Raw genomic sequence first — 15,270 nt, 5'->3', positions numbered from 1 at the left:
GGCCTTCCGCGACGGGGCGTTACGGGGGCGATGATCGGGGCGCGGCGGCGGTAGCCTCGCCCGCCTCCGGCTGATAGTCCTGCACCAGCGTCGCGCGGATCGTGGTGGTGATGGCATGGCGCGCGCCGAAGTGCCGGCTCGCTTCCACCAGCGCGTCCTGCAGCAGGGTTTCGGCCTGGCGCCGATCCGCGACCGACGCCGGGCCGTCAAGGCGGGCGCGTTGCAGCAGCACCTGCGCCAGCAGGTGTCTGGCGCCGGGCGCGGGCCAGTGGCGCTGCCCGGTGGCATGGATGACTTCCTGCAGCAGCCCGGCTGCCTCGCGCAACGGCTGCGGGGCGGATGAGGCGGGCGCGCGGCTGGCGAACGCCAGCAATGCCATCGCCTGTTCCTCCTTCGCATCCAGCGTCACGGGATGACGCGGACCCAGCGTGCTCTCCAGCAACTGGACGGCCTGCCGCGCAAGCGACACGCCCATGCGTGCATCGTCGCGGGATGCGATGCGGGCCTCGAGCAGCAGCAACTGTGCGTACTCCGGATGCCGGGCACCATAGGTGGCGAGGATGGCGTCGCGTGCTGCCTGCACCGCGGTGGTCGCGAGGGGAGCGTTGCCGGGGGTTCGCGAGGCGACGTCGAGCTGCAGCCGCAGGCTGCGTGCCGTGTCGGGATGGTGCGGTCCCAGACGCTGGCGGCGCGCGTCGAGCAATGCGGTGGCCCGTTCGGACGCCTCCGCGTAACGCTCCTGCAGCATCAGCAGCGGAAGCCTGGCCTCGCTGACACTCTCTTGCACGGCCGGGGCACCGGCGGACGCCGCGCGGGCTGCGCTCCGCAGGTCGATGTCCGCGGCTGCCAGGTCCAGCAACTGGAGATGCCACTGTGCGCGCAGCACGAGCAGTTCCACCTGCATGTCGAGCGCCGCCGCCTGCGAGGATGTGCCGGCAGCGCTGCGCTGCGCGAATGCGAGCGCATCGAACGCGGCGTCGTGTTCCGACACTCCCCAGTGGGCGCGCGCGAGCTCGGCCAGCAGCGCGAGCGTGGACGGGTTCGCGTTCGTCTGCGTTGACGTCGAACGCTGCAGTCCCTGCGTGGCGACATCGCGCGCCTCTGCGTGACGCGCCTGCAGGTTGAGCAGCATCGCCAGCATGGCCCGGGTTTCGGTATCGCCCACCGTCTCGTTCGACAGCAGGCGATGGGCCTCGCCCGCCAGTGCCAGCGCATGCCGGTAGTCGCCCAGCGCTGCGTAGCTGCGCGCCAGTGACGCGAGCGCCCGGGCCTTGATGGCAGGGCTGGCATCCAGCGAGAGCGCACGCAGGCCTGCTTCGGTCCTTTCCAGCAGCGTGCGGGACGAAGGGCGCGTGTCCGCCAGTCCCGACAAGGTCGCGCTGCCGAGGGTCTGCTCGAACACGGAGGAGACCGCCTGGGTGTCGTGAAGCGTCTGCCGGTCCTGGCGATGCAGCCAGCCCAGCACACCGGCACCGGCGGCACCCACGACGAACACGCTCGCCGCCAGCGCGCTGGCGAGCGCGTTGCGTTGCAGGAAACGTCCGAGCACGTACGCACGCCGATGGCCGCGGGCGGTCACCGGATGCCGCGTGAGCCAGCGTTCCAGGTCGTCGATCAGCGCACCGACGCTGGCGTACCGGTCCTCCGGCTTCAACGCGACGGCCTTCAAGGCGATCGCGTCCAGATCGCCCTGCAGCCGCTTGCTCAGGTGGCGGAGGTCCTGACAGTCGCGCTTCACCGCCAGTTCCGGCGAGATCGACATCGCCAGCGCGGACGGAGCGCGGGCAGGTGCCACCGAAGGGCGTCCGATGAAGCTGGCGTGCAACGGAAGCAGGGGACGCGGCCAGTCGCCGACGAGCAACTGGTACAGCATCACGCCGAGCGAATAGAGGTCGCTGGCGACCGACGCCGCGCCGCCGGAAAGCACCTCCGGCGCGGTGTAGCCATTGGACACGGCGACCCGTGGGGCGACGGCGCCGTGCAGGCTGCCGGTCACCGCCGACAGACCGAAATCCACGAGGTGTACGCGGCCGTCGGTCGACACCAGCAGGTTGCCCGGCTTGATGTCCTGGTGCAGCACGCGGCGATCGTGTGCGTACCGCAGTGCCTGGCACGCCTGCAGCAGCAGGCGGATGCGTTCTTTGAGCCCCAGCCGCTGCTGGTCCGCCCACAGGTCCATGGCGGTGCCGTGCACGAGCCGCATCGCAAACCAGGGTCTGCCGTCGGCCTCGACGCCGCCGTCCAGCAATGGCGCGATATGCGGGTGATCGAGTTGCGCGAGATGGTTGCGCTCGCGCATGAACGCATCGATCAGCGCGGGCGACGACATCTCGGTGCGCATGCACTTCAGTGCGACCTGCTTCTCATATTGGCCGTCGGCACGACTGGCGCCGTATACGGTGCCCATGCCGCCCGATCCCAGCACGTGATCGATCCGCCACGGGCCCAGCCGGTTGCCGATGCGCGCCGACGCGTCGTCGGCATCGTCCTTCGTGGACACCTCGCCCAGGAGCTCGAACGCCGCGACTTCGAGCGGGTGTGTGGCCGCGTCGGCGGACAACAGGCGCAGCAACGCGTCGTGGAGCGCGGGTTCGCGATCCTTCAATCGTGCAAGAGCGGCGGAACGCTGCGACGGCGTGAGGTCGACGTACTTGTCGAACAGATCCAGCGCACGGGCTTCCAGGTCGGACATCGGCGACAGTCGGTCAAGGGCAGGACGTCGCGCGTACGGCAGGCGAGGCGGCCACGGACCCAGTGCCGCGAGGGTATCGCGCTTTCGCGACGGGATGGGCCCACCACGCAAAACGAGAGAAAAAGCCGGGAATTGTTGAGAGTGGCGCGATCCATCCCTAAGGCACTGAGATCAAAAGGGTTTGCCGAGATTACCAGCGTTGATTCAACCCGTGCGAAGCACTTCGGGTCCGCTTCAGGAGACAGAATCCGATGTCATTCCAGCCAACGAAACTTGTCTTGTGCAGTAGAGGATGACGTCGTGTCACGGAGAGAGGGTGATACGCTGGACCTGGTGCTTCATCAACCAGGAGTATCGAAGGATCCAACGTTCGTCCTGTCTTGCCGGGTGGCAGGCCGGCCCCTGCAAAGGACTGCAGACCATTAGGAAGCAGCACGCAATTGATTCCGGTGAGCTGAGCCTTACAGTGCTAGCGAAGCGGAGTCGCAGTCTTTCCTGTCGGTGCACCCGGTGCGGCTTTCGCAGCCCTGATCGTTAGTGGGTGTGAAGCGGAAGGGCAGCTTGGCGATAGCCGCAAGCCCAAGGTTTCGGATCGGCTACCGCGTATCGCCTTTTTTCACTTTCGCGGTGACGCCTGGGCCATTCGCTACCGATGAGCGTCGCACCAGTTGGTGGGGCAAGACGTGGTTGACAAGGATGCGGTCGGACGCGCCGCGCCTGATCTCGCGCAGAAGGATATCGATGGCCGTGTCCGCCATGGTGGCGACGGGCTGGTGGATGGTGGTCAGCTCGGGCCACACCATCGTCGCTGCGGAGGTATCGTCGAAGCCGACGACGGACAGGTCGCGGGGGACGTCCAGGCCCCGGCGATGGGCCACCGACACCACGGCGGATGCCATGTCATCGTTGCTGGCGAAGATGGCGCTGGGAGGACGACGCAGCGCGAGAAGGCGTTCTGCTGCGTCCAGGCCGGAGCGGTAAGTGAAGTGTCCGGGCTGGACCAGCTTGTCGTCGTACGCGATGCCCGCGTCGGCCAGTGCATCCCGATAGCCCTGCCAACGGTGCGCGCTCGCCGTCTGGTTGGGATCGCCCTTGATGTAGCCGATCCGCGTGTGGCCGTGTTCGATGAGGTGCGAGACCACCTCCCGGCTGGCGCAATAGTCGTCGATACGCACGCAGGAGATGGTGTCGCTGAAGTGGCCTGAGGCGATCGACACGACAGGCACGCCGGCCTGGGAGAACGCGGACACGATGGCCTTGGACTCGCACAGCGGAGGAGGGAGAACCACGCCCGCCACGCTGTTCGACAGCTGCCTGGCAGCGGCCAGGCATTCGGCGGCATCCAGGCCATCCCAGGTCGCGATCACCAGCTGCGCCGCCGCGCGGGCCGATCCACGCAGCGCGCCCACAAGCAGCTCGCGCAGGTAGCTGGAGCTTGGGTTGGTGTAGATGAGCGCGATGCAGGTGTGTTGCGCCGCCGCCAACGCGCTGGCGGCCATGTTGGGCCGGTAGCCGAGTTCGCGCACGCTGCGCATGACGCGATCGCGGTTGGCCTCGCGCACGCCTGCATGGCCATTGACGACGCGGGATACGGTCATCGGCGAGACGCCGGCGTGGTGCGCTACTTCATCGATGGTGACGGCCCCTCCCTTCCTGCGTATTGCCTTGTTGTTCTTCATGCCGATGCTTCCGAATGACGGGGCGAAATCGCGATTACTTGCGCATTGAAGCAGCGCGGAACAGGTTCAGTCCCCACCTTCGCCTGTTTACAGCGCCGCCATGGCGATTCGTAGGCGCTTTGTTGCGCTGCATGGTGACAAGCGAGAACACGCATGTTTAGTCTGCGCCCCAACGCAATGATAGCGCTACCACTCGATGTCGGCCAGTCAGGGGTGGCAGCCGTTTTCCATCGCGCGATCGTCGTCTTGCCACGCTTGAATCCGGAATGGGTAACGAGAGCCTTCGGGGGCAACTTACCGATCCGGCCTGGAAGACGGGCACTGCCCGTGGGCGCCCCCGGGAGGGGCGGTACATCACTAACGTATGCAGCGAAGGGGAAATCCATGACCGTGTGCAGTTTCCGTACCATCCCATACCCGAGGACACGTCAATGAGCCGGAAGTTGGCGAAATTCAGATCCCGGGCCATGTTCACCTTCGTCGGGGGCGTGCTGGTCATCAATCCCGCCTTCGGCCAGGACGCACCGGCGTCGGCACCTGCGACGCAGCAGGAGCAGGCCTCCTCGCAGGCCACCGATCTGGACACCGTCGTGGTGACGGGCATCCGCAACAGCCTCAGCCAGGCGATGGACATCAAGCGCGATTCGGCGGGTGTCGTCGATGCGATCAGCGCCGAGGACATCGGCAAGTTCCCCGACACCAACCTCGCCGAATCCTTGCAGCGCATCACCGGCATCTCGATCGAACGGCGCGACGGCGAGGGTGCGCAGGTCACCGCCCGCGGCTTCGGTCCGCAGTTCAACATGGTTACGCTCAACGGACGGCAGATGCCGGGCGCGGATGCGTTCGGCGCCTCCGGCCAGGTCGCCATCGGCGGCATCGATGGCGGCACGCGCGCCTTCAATTTCGCCCAGCTCGCGGCCGAGGCGATCAACGGCATCGAGGTCTACAAGACCAGCCAAGCCCAGGTGCCCAGCGGCGGCATCGGCGCCACCATCAACATCCTCACCGCGCGCCCGTTCAACTACGACGGCTTCGTCGCGAACGCGGGCGCCAAGGTGGTTTCCGACCGCAGCCAGCCGTTCGAGAACGACCTGACGCCCGAGTTGTCCGGCATCTTCAGCTACACCAATCCCGACAAGACGTTCGGCGTCAGCCTCAGCGCCAGCCAGCAGAAGCGCAAGGGCGGCTCGGTGCAGGCCACGGAAAACTACTGGAACGTCCAGCCGTGGACCGGGACCATGCCCGGCAACCCGACCGTGGTCAACGCGCCAGGCGTCGGCGACCTGTACGCGCGTCCCAACGACCTGCGCTACGCGTTCTCCGAGTTCGAGCGCGACCGCGTCAACGGCCAGGCGGTGGTGCAGTTCGCGCCGACCGACAGCCTGACCCTGACGCTGGACTACACCTATTCGACCAACGAGATCACGGAGAACCGTGGCGAACAGGCGATGTGGCTGCAGAACAGCAACTACACCAACGTCGAGTTCGACACCAGCGGCGCCGTCGCAACGCCGATCTACATCCGCGAGATCGCCGGCACCAAGGATTTCGGCCTCGAACAGCAGCGCAGCATGCAGAAGTACAAGCTGGGTTCGCTGGGCCTGAATGCGGTGTGGGACGTCAACGACCGCTTCCGCCTGAGCTTCGATGCGCACAACTCGAAGAACGAAAGCCGTCCGAACGATCCGCTGACCGGCGGCGGCTCGATCTTCATGAGCATCGCAGGCACCAACAACTGCACCACCGGTCCGCACTGCGGCGGTTCGTGGGTGCAGGAGCTGCGGTTCAACAACGGTCTGCCGGTCGGTACGCAGACGTGGTACCCGAGCACGGCGGATGCGATCGCCGGCACCAACGGCGTGGTCAATCCCGGATTCGTCGAAGGCGAGATCGGCTCGCAGGTGCTGCGCATCAATGCGCAGACCCAGGTCAGCGAGATCAAGCAGGCACGCATCGATGGCGAATGGAGCTTCGATAGCGGCCGCTTCCAGTTCGGCGTCGACAGTTCCAAGTCGTCGACGCACCGGCTGCAGGCCGCGGAGAACTACTCCACCCTGGGCGACTGGGGCGTGGGCAACGTCAACGGTGATGTCGCCGACGGGCTGATGGACCTGATCAGGCCGTACGACATCGCGGGGCTGTTCAAAGACTACAGCGTCGCGAGCAGCAATGGCGCATGGCGGGGCAATGCCGCCGAGCTGGCGCAGTGGGCCGCCGACAACTATGGCGCAGGCATTGGCGTGAGTCCGCAGCGCGCCGCCGACAACCGCGTTGAAGAGAAGACGCAGTCGGCCTACTTCCAGATCGAGCTGGACGGCGAACTGGGCGGCATGCGCACGAACACCCGTCTCGGCGTCCGCTACGAGACGACCGACGTCGTATCCACTTCGGTGATCGCCATTCCGGAGGCCATCGAATGGCAGGCCAACAACGATTTCCGGGTGGTGCTGTCCGACGAGCAGCAACCTTTCAGCGAACGGGCCAGCTACAGCTATATCCTGCCCAACCTTGACTTCAGTATCGACATCACTGATGAACTGAAGGGCCGCGCTTCGTTCGGCAAGAGCATCGCGCGGGCGCCGTACGGCAACCTGTATGCAGGCCCTGGTGCGCAGCAGCCGTTCGGTTCGGTCCTGATCGACCCATCGGTACGCGCGAGCGGCAATGCGCAGAATCCCAGCCTGAAGCCGCTTGAGTCCGACAATCTCGACCTGGCGCTCGAGTGGTACTTCGCCGACGCGAGCTACGTGTCGTTGACCTACTGGAACAAGTCGGTCGACAACTTCATCGGCAACACGGTCGGACAGGAGAGCCTGTACGGGCTGAGGGACCCCACGTCCGGTCCGGATGCGCAGACCGCGCTGGCATTCCTCACCAGTGCCGCCTGCGTCACCCAGGTCGGCGCGGCCAATGCGGCAGCATGCTCGGCCAACGACACCTCGCTGTTCACGGCGCTGGCGCTGCTGCGCAACAACCCGGCCGGACTGGCGGCATACAACGGCACCGATGCGCAGGTTCTGGCGACGGAGGCCGCCTACGACCTGTATGGCGAGGCCGACGATCCGCTGTACCTGTTCAACGTCAACCGTCCGATCAACCAGAACCAGTCCAAGCTGCACGGCTGGGAGATAGGCGGGCAGTACTTCTTCGGCGATAGCGGCTTCGGTGTCCTGGCCAACTACACCGTCGTGCGTGGCGATGTCGGCTACAACAATGGTGGCGATCCGGGCATCGACCAGTTCGCACTGACCGGCCTGAGCGATACCGCCAATGCCATGCTGATGTACGAAAAGTATGGCTGGTCGGTCCGGTTGGCGTGGAACTGGCGCGACGAGTACCTGATCCTCGCCAACCAGGGCGCCAGCCGCAATCCGTACTACGTGGAGGAGTACGAGCAGTGGGATCTGAGCGTGAACTACACGCTCAACGACCACTGGTCGTTCGGCCTGGAGGCGATCAACCTGACGGGCGAGGACGTGCGGTGGCATGCACGTACCGATCAGATGATCGTCAAGCTGGCCGACCAGAGCCCGCGCTACATGCTGGGCGTCCGCTACAAGTTCTGAGTTTGGCGGCGGACGACCTCTCCGTACGCCGCCGAGGGGACCGCTGCGCGAGCAGCGGTCCTTTTTTCCGGGCACAAGAGGGTTCCGTGCAGCGGCGCGGGCGGTAACATGACGGCGCACCTTGGGATGGGAATGCAGACGACGATGGCCCGGTACGAGCTCCTCAACAACGTCGCCCACCGCGACCTGCGCGTGGCGACCGGCTTCGGCCCCGAATTCGGCGACGACGTGGGCATGGTGCCGGCGTTTCCCAGCGAGTTCGCCGAACTGCAGCGCGAATATCCGATCTTCCTGCGCAAGGACGCCGCCACCGGTGAGTGGCAGTCCGTGGCGCTGCTGGGGTTCGAACAACGCGAGAATCTGTTTTTGCAGGACGGCGGATGGAATGCCACCTATCTGCCCGGTGCGGTGGCGAAGGGTCCGTTCCTGATCGGGTTCCAGGAGCAGCGCAGCGAGGGCGAGCTCCGACAGGAACCGGTGATGCACGTCGACCTCGAGCATCCGCGAGTGACGATGCGGAGCGGGGAACCGGTCTTCCTCCCCCAGGGCGGCACGACGCCCTATCTCGACCATATCGCGGGCGTCCTGCGTGGCGTCCATGAAGGCATCGCCTACGGTGCGGCGATGTTCGCGGCGCTCGACGCGGCCGGATTGATACAACCCGTGCAACTGGATGTGCAGGTGGATGAGCGGCACCGCGTCGCGGTCAACGGCCTGCACGGCATCGACCGCGAACGCCTGGCTGCGCTGGATGACGCGACGCTGTCGGCGCTGCATCGCGCCGGGTATCTGGAGGGCGTGTACCTGATGCTGGCATCGCTGCATAACGTGCGCCGCCTGATGGCCGAGAAGCAGCGTCGTCTGCGGCTACAGGATGCCGCCACGATGCCAGGCAAGGACTGACGCCGTGGCGGAGGGGACGCCGATACGCATCCTGGAGGGCATCCGCGCGGATGCGTTGCCACTGGAGATGCTGCTGGCGGAAGGCGAGCCGGTGGTGTTGAAGGGAATCGCGCGTGAGACGGGCCTCGTGCAGGCGGGCGCGCACTCCGTGCACGACGCGATGACCTATCTCCGCCGTTTCGACGCCGGCATGCCGGTGCAGTACTCCTTCGGCGGTCCCGGGATCGCGGGGCGCCCGTTCTACAGCGAAGATTTCACCCGCCTCAATTTCGAGGTGCGGCGTGCGCCGCTTGCCGAGGTGCTGGACGGGATCGCGGACCATCTCGAGGATCCCCATCCGCCGACGTATTACGTGGCCTCGCTGCTGGTCGAGCGTGCGCTGCCGGGCTTCGCACAGGACAACGGCCTGCCGCTGGCCGCGAACGGGATCGACGCGCCTGCGAGCATCTGGATCGGCAACCGGGTGGTGGCGTCCTGCCATTTCGATGCGCCCCAAAACCTCGCCTGCTGCCTGGTGGGGAGCCGACGCTTCACGCTGTTTCCGCCGGAGCAGATCGACAATCTCTACCCTGGCCCGTTCGATCCCACGCCCGGCGGGCAGGTCGTCAGCACGGTCGATTTCGAAGCGCCCGACTTCGATCGCCATCCGCGGTTCCGCGATGCGCTTGCGACCGCGCGCACCGCGCTGCTGGAGCCGGGCGATGCGATCTTCATTCCCAGCATGTGGTGGCACCACGTGCGCAGCCTGGCGCCCTTCAACGTGCTGCTGAACTACTGGTGGCGCAGCTCGCCCGCGTTCCTCTCATCGCCGTTGCCAGCGCTGCACCATGCGATGTGGACGCTGCGCGACCTGCCCGCCCGCGAGAAGCAGGCGTGGGCGAAGCTCTTCGAGTACTACGTGTTCGGCGACGCCGGTCAGGCCGGGGCGCATCTGCCGGAACAGGCGCGCGACCTGCTAGCGCCGATCGACGAAACGCAGGCGCGACGCATCCGCGCCATGCTGCTGAACCGACTCAACCGCTGACGGGGGCAACCGCATTGGATTCTGCAACCACACCAGAAGCACGCATCCGCAGGGTCGTGATCGCCGGCGGCGGAACCGCCGGTTGGTTGGCCGGGTGTGCGCTGTCGCACCAGTTCCGCGACCGGCTCGAGATCACCCTGGTCGAGTCCGAGCAGATCGGCACCGTCGGCGTGGGCGAATCCACCGTGCCGCCGATCCGTACGTTCCACCGCTTCCTGAAGATCGACGAGCAGGAGTTCCTGCGCGCCGTCGCGGGCACCTTCAAACTATCGATCTCGTTCGAAAACTGGCGCCGTCCCGGTGAACGCTACATCCATCCGTTCGGCATCACCGGGCAGGGCACGTGGGCGGCCGCATTCCACCATTTCTGGCTGGACAGCCTGCGCCGTGGCATGCCGTCGGAGTTGGGCGACTTCTGTCTGGAAACGCTGGCCTCGCGCGGCGACCAGTTCTCGTTGCAGACCCAGCCGCAGGTCAATTACGCGTACCACTTCGATGCCGGGTTGTATGCGAAGTTCCTGCGCCGCATCGCAGAGGGCCATGGCCTGCGGCGTGTGGAAGGCAAGATCCGCGAGGTCAGGCAGCATGCGGACGGCAACGTGCAGGCGCTTGAACTGGAGGACGGCCAGGTCATCGAAGGCGACCTGTTCATCGATTGCACCGGGTTCCGCGGGTTGCTGATCGAACAGACCCTGCATACCGGCTATGAAGACTGGAACGAATGGCTCCCGAGCGACCGCGCCGTTGCCGTGCAGACAGAATCGGTGGGCCCGCCGGTGCCGTACACCCGCGCCATCGCGCACGAGGCCGGCTGGCGCTGGCATATCCCGCTGCAGCATCGGGTGGGCTGCGGGCTGGTGTTCTCCAGCCGCCACATGTCCGACGACGAAGCGCGTGCCAAGCTGCTGCGCGATGTCGGCGCGCCCGCGTTGCGCGAGCCGTGGCTGGTGCCGTTCCGTACCGGGCGACGGTTGAAGGCATGGAACCGCAACGTGGTCGCGCTGGGCCTGGCCAGCGGTTTCATCGAGCCGTTGGAGTCGACCAGCATCCACCTGACGATCAGCGCCGTCGTGAGGCTGGTGCAACTGTTCCCGTTCGACGGTATCGCCTCGTCGCTGGCGGACCTGTTCAACGAGGTCAGCCGCGCAGAGATGGAGCACGTGCGCGATTTCATCATCCTGCATTACCACGCCACCCAGCGCGACGAGCCGATGTGGAAGGCCTGTCGCGAGATGGCGCTGCCGGATTCGCTGGAGATCCGCCTGCGCGCCTGGCGCGAGCGGGCGCACGCGTGGCAGGACCCGGACGAACTCTTCCGCGTGGATTCGTGGACCCACGTGCTGCTGGGGCAGGGCATCCAGCCCGGTCCGCCGCACCCGCTCGCACGCGGGCTGTCCGATGATGACCTGCGCACGTTGCTGGCCTCGATCCGCCAGCCCATCGAGCGCGCGGTCGCGCAGATGCCATCGCAGCAGGCGTTCATCGAGCAGTACTGCAAGGCCGCACCCGGCGTGTGGCCTTCGCGCCCGGTGCCGGCGTAGCGACCGACGACAGGCGCATGATCCTGACGCCGCATCCGGAGCTGCGGGTCCAGCATCGCGTCATCGGGCGCGAGCGTGCGCCGCTGCTGGTCGTCGACCATCTGGTGGCCGATCCCGATCGCCTGCTGCGCAAGGCCGCCAGCCGGTCGTTCGAGAAGATGCCGACCATGTTCCCCGGACTGCGTGCGCCGGCGCCGCCGTCGTACCAGCGGTTTCTGGAGACCGCATTGAACCCGCTGCTGCGCGAGGCGTTCGGCATGTCGCCGGGCCGCTTCGTGTTCCCCATGTGCCATTTCTCGCTGGTGACCCAGGCGCCCGAGAGCCTGCATTTCCTGCAGCGCGTGCCGCACATCGATTCGGTGAGCGGAGAGGGGTTGGCCACCGTGCATTACCTGTTCCGGACGCCGTGGGGTGGCACGGATTTCTACCGGCACCGGCGCAGCGGCTTCGAGTACATCGACGAGAGCCGGCACACGGCCTATTTCGCGTGCCTGTCGCAGGAGAGCCGCGAGGACGCCGCGCAGCGTGGTGGCTACATCGACGGCGATAGCCCGCTGTTCGAGCGCGTCGCCGACGTCGAAGGGGTCTTCAACCGGCTGGTGGTCTACCGGCGGAATTCGCTGCACTCGGGAAGGATCGGCAACGACCGGGCGCTTCCGACGGATCCGCTGCAGGGACGGCTGTCGATCAACAGTTTCATCGACGTTGTGCACTGACGCACGCGGCGGATGGCCGTGGGCCACGGCCGGTGGCGCGGCGCCGGCAGGCGGTTTTTGCGGCGCAGCAGGCTTTTTCCGCCGCTCGTGGTTACAGTGCGGCAACACGGCGCGGTCACCCCGCCGTGCGGGAGAAAAAGGGAGCGGCAGGTCGGTTCCCTTTTTTAAACGGCCAGAATGGTAGCGCTAACTTTTTGTGGGTCGGAGGCAGGTTCGATGGAGTTGGTCGCCGGTATCGACGCAGGCACGCAGAGCCTGAAGGTGGTGGTCTACGACCCGGCCACGCGCGGGCTCGTGGCGACGGCGAGCGTGCCGCTCGAGTTGATCAGTGGCGAGGACGGCCGCCGCGAGCAGCAACCGGCCGACTGGGTCGCCGCCATGCGGACCTGCTTCGACTGTATCGATCCCGCCGTGCGCGCGGGCGTCGTCGCGCTGGCGGTATCGGGCCAGCAGCACGGCTTCGTGCCTGTGGATGGACACGGCCAGGTGCTGGCCCCGGCAAAGCTGTGGTGCGATACCATCACCACGGCCGAGTGCACGCAGATCATGGACCGCCTTGGCGGTGCCGAACGCACCATCGAACTGGCCGGCAACCCGATCCTGGCCGGCTACACCGCCTCCAAGCTGCCGTGGACGAAGACGCACCGGCCCGAGGCCTACGCCCGGCTGGCGACCATCCTGCTGCCGCACGATTACCTGAACTTCGTGCTGACCGGCCAACGCTTCTGCGAGTGGGGCGATGCCTCCGGCACCGGCTGGCTCGACGTACGCACGCGCACGTGGTCGAAGGACCTGTTGCGTGCGACCGATGCGGACCGCGACCTGGCCGACTGCCTGCCGCCGATCGCCGCCCCGGACGCGCTGTTCGATATCGATCCGGCCATGGCGACGCAGCTCGGCCTGCCGGCCACGGTGAAGGTCGCCGTCGGTGGCGGCGACAACATGATGGCCGCCATCGGCACGGGGTGCGTGGAAGAAGGCCGCCTGGCGATGAGCCTGGGCACCTCGGGCACGCTGTTCGCCTATTCCGATACGCCGGTGGTCGATCCGGCCGGTGCCTGGGCCGCGTTCTGCTCCTCCACCGGTGGCTGGCTGCCGTTGATCTGCACGATGAACTGCACCGTGGCCACCGAGCAGGTGGCCAAGGCCTTCGGCTTCAGTACGCGCGAAGGCGATGCGCACCTGCACGCCACCTCGCCCGGCGCCGACGGGCTGGTGATGCTGCCCTTCCTCAACGGCGAGCGCACGCCCGACCTGCCGCTGGGCAAGGGCGTGCTGGCCGGGCTGGATCCGACGAACTTCTCGCCGGCGCATCTCTACCGCGCCGCGATGGAAGGGGCGACCTACAGCCTGAAGTACGGCTTCGATTCCTTCGTGCGGGCCGGCATGGCCTTCGATCGCATCGTGCTGACCGGCGGCGGCAGCAACAGCGCGGCCTGGCGCCAGCTGGTGGCCGATGTGTTCGGCCTGCCGGTCGATGTGCCGGCGCAGTCCGAAGGCGCGGCCTTCGGCGCGGCCTTGCAGGCGCTGTGGGCCATCGGACGCGCCGGTGGCGAGGGCGCGTCCATCGCCGATATCGCCCGCACCCACGTGGCCGTCGATCCCGCGTTGTCCACCACGCCCGATCCGTCCCGCGCACCGGCTTACGCGGCGGCCTATCGCCGCTTCCTCCAGTACCTCGATGCCGTCACCCCGCTGCAGCGCGGCTGACGTCCCCCACGCACACCCACAGGATTACGCACCATGAGCACCCAACCCTTCATCGGCGCCCAGGAATACTTCCCCGGCATCGGCCGCATTCCCTTCGAAGGGCGCGGCTCGGACAACCCACTGGCGTTCAAGGTCTACGACGCGCAGAAGAAGATCGGCGGCAAGACCATGCAGGAGCACCTGCGCTTCGCGGTCTGCTACTGGCACACCTTCTGCAATGCCGGCCACGACCCGTTCGGTCCGGGTACGCGCCACTTCCCCTGGGAAGCGGGCAGCCCGATGGCCACGGCCGAGGCCAAGGTCGATGCGGCCTTCGAGTTCTTCACCAAGCTGGGCGTGCCGTACTGGTGCTTCCACGACATCGACCTGGCGCCTGATGCCGAGGACATCGGCCAGTACCAGAAGAACCTCACGCACATGGTCGGCCTGGCCAAGGCGCGCCAGGACGCCACCGGCATCAAGCTGCTGTGGGGCACGGCCAACCTGTTCTCCCACCCGCGCTACATGAACGGTGCATCGACCAATCCCGACTTCGCCGTTGTGGCGCGTGCTGCCGTGCAGGTCAAGGCGGCACTGGAGGCCACGGTCGAGCTGGGTGGCGAGCATTACGTGTTCTGGGGCGGTCGCGAAGGCTATGCCTCGCTGGTCAACACCGACATGAAGCGCGAGGTCGCGCACTTCGCCCGCTTCCTGACCATGGCACGTGACTACGGTCGCAGCATCGGGCTGACCGGCAACTTCCTGATCGAGCCCAAGCCGATGGAGCCGATGAAGCACCAGTACGACTTCGACAGCGCCACCGTGGCCGGCTTCCTGAAGGAGCACGGGCTGGAGAAGGATTTCAAGCTCAACATCGAGGCCAACCACGCCACGCTGTCGGGCCATACCTTCGAGCACGACCTGCAGGTCGCGTCCGACCATGGGCTGCTGGGCAGCATCGACGCCAACCGCGGCAACGCGCAGAACGGCTGGGACACCGACCAGTTCCCCACCGACCTGTACGACACCGTCGGCGCGATGCTGGTCGTGCTGCGTCAGGGCGGGCTGGAAGGCGGCCTGAACTTCGATGCCAAGGTGCGCCGCGAGTCCACCGATCTGGAAGACCTGTTCATCGCCCACATCGGTGGCATGGACGCGTTCGCCCGCGGTCTGGAAGTGGCACATGCGCTGCTGACCGAGTCGCCGTGGGAGCAGTGGCGCCGCGAGCGCTATGCCAGCTTCGATACCGGCAAGGGCAGGGATTTCGAGACCGGCGCACTGGATCTGGCCGGCCTGGCCACGCTGGCCACGCAGCTGGGCGAGCCGACGCAGGTCAGCGGCAAGCAGGAGCGCTACGAGAACCTGCTCAACCAGTACCTGCTGCGCTGAGCGCGTGATGACGGCTTCCGCCCGCCTGATTCGGGCGGAGGCATTGGCAGCAGGTGGATTCGAAGCCT

General features: G+C 66.8%; 9 protein-coding genes. 7 read left to right on the top strand and 2 right to left on the bottom strand.

Annotated elements, in window-relative coordinates; all coding sequences use genetic code 11:
- Positions 1–19 precede the first annotated feature (19 nt).
- Together ACGHX3_RS19095 and ACGHX3_RS19090 are read right to left on the bottom strand one after the other, a co-directional pair.
- Positions 20–2,692, bottom strand: coding sequence for a protein kinase (locus ACGHX3_RS19095; protein WP_394695885.1), 2,673 nt, complete (start codon positions 2,690–2,692; stop codon positions 20–22).
- A 596-nt stretch (positions 2,693–3,288) separates the two neighbouring features.
- Entirely contained in the window at positions 3,289–4,371 is a 1,083-nt protein-coding gene (locus ACGHX3_RS19090; protein ID WP_394695884.1) for a LacI family DNA-binding transcriptional regulator, read from the bottom strand.
- Between the two features lie 431 nt (positions 4,372–4,802).
- Between ACGHX3_RS19090 and ACGHX3_RS19085 the strand changes: the two genes are divergently transcribed.
- The 7 genes from ACGHX3_RS19085 to xylA all read left to right on the top strand — a co-directional run bounded on the left by ACGHX3_RS19085 (position 4,803) and on the right by xylA (position 15,202).
- Complete coding sequence (locus ACGHX3_RS19085; protein ID WP_394695883.1) at positions 4,803–7,940, top strand: TonB-dependent receptor; 3,138 nt, start codon at positions 4,803–4,805, stop codon at positions 7,938–7,940.
- A 144-nt stretch (positions 7,941–8,084) separates the two neighbouring features.
- The gene (locus ACGHX3_RS19080; RefSeq protein ID WP_394695882.1) at positions 8,085–8,843 is read left to right on the top strand and encodes a SapC family protein; all 759 of its coding nucleotides are present in this window, start codon (positions 8,085–8,087) and stop codon (positions 8,841–8,843) included.
- Positions 8,815–9,867, top strand: a complete 1,053-nt coding sequence (locus ACGHX3_RS19075; protein ID WP_394695881.1) for a cupin-like domain-containing protein — start codon at positions 8,815–8,817, stop codon at positions 9,865–9,867. Before ACGHX3_RS19080 ends, ACGHX3_RS19075 begins: the two co-directional genes overlap by 29 nt.
- 14 nt (positions 9,868–9,881) lie before the next feature.
- Complete coding sequence (locus ACGHX3_RS19070; protein ID WP_394695880.1) at positions 9,882–11,408, top strand: tryptophan halogenase family protein; 1,527 nt, start codon at positions 9,882–9,884, stop codon at positions 11,406–11,408.
- 17 nt (positions 11,409–11,425) lie between these two features.
- A complete protein-coding gene (locus ACGHX3_RS19065) occupies positions 11,426–12,124 on the top strand; it encodes a DUF6445 family protein (RefSeq protein WP_394695879.1) in 699 nt (232 codons plus the stop codon).
- A 216-nt stretch (positions 12,125–12,340) separates the two neighbouring features.
- Positions 12,341–13,834, top strand: coding sequence for a xylulokinase (gene xylB / locus ACGHX3_RS19060; protein ID WP_394695878.1), 1,494 nt, complete (start codon positions 12,341–12,343; stop codon positions 13,832–13,834).
- 33 nt (positions 13,835–13,867) lie between these two features.
- Positions 13,868–15,202, top strand: coding sequence for a xylose isomerase (gene xylA, locus ACGHX3_RS19055; protein WP_394695877.1), 1,335 nt, complete (start codon positions 13,868–13,870; stop codon positions 15,200–15,202).
- Positions 15,203–15,270 lie beyond the last annotated feature (68 nt).

This window comes from Pseudoxanthomonas japonensis, assembly GCF_043632995.1.
Classification (GTDB): Bacteria; Pseudomonadota; Gammaproteobacteria; order Xanthomonadales; family Xanthomonadaceae; genus Pseudoxanthomonas_A; species Pseudoxanthomonas_A japonensis.
The sequence above is the reverse complement of the archived record's forward strand: the minus strand, read 5'-3'. Positions and strand labels throughout refer to the sequence as shown.

Excerpts from the sequence above, each read along its gene's own strand:
- ACGHX3_RS19085 (WP_394695883.1), top strand. The coding sequence starts at position 4,803 with ATGAGCCGGAAGTTGGCGAAATTCAGATCCCGGGCCATGTTCACCTTC.
- xylB (WP_394695878.1), top strand. The coding sequence starts at position 12,341 with ATGGAGTTGGTCGCCGGTATCGACGCAGGCACGCAGAGCCTGAAGGTG.
- ACGHX3_RS19080 (WP_394695882.1), top strand. The coding sequence starts at position 8,085 with ATGGCCCGGTACGAGCTCCTCAACAACGTCGCCCACCGCGACCTGCGC.
- ACGHX3_RS19090 (WP_394695884.1), bottom strand. The coding sequence starts at position 4,371 with ATGAAGAACAACAAGGCAATACGCAGGAAGGGAGGGGCCGTCACCATC.
- ACGHX3_RS19075 (WP_394695881.1), top strand. The coding sequence starts at position 8,815 with ATGCCGCCACGATGCCAGGCAAGGACTGACGCCGTGGCGGAGGGGACG.
- ACGHX3_RS19095 (WP_394695885.1), bottom strand. The coding sequence starts at position 2,692 with ATGTCCGACCTGGAAGCCCGTGCGCTGGATCTGTTCGACAAGTACGTC.
- ACGHX3_RS19065 (WP_394695879.1), top strand. The coding sequence starts at position 11,426 with ATGATCCTGACGCCGCATCCGGAGCTGCGGGTCCAGCATCGCGTCATC.
- xylA (WP_394695877.1), top strand. The coding sequence starts at position 13,868 with ATGAGCACCCAACCCTTCATCGGCGCCCAGGAATACTTCCCCGGCATC.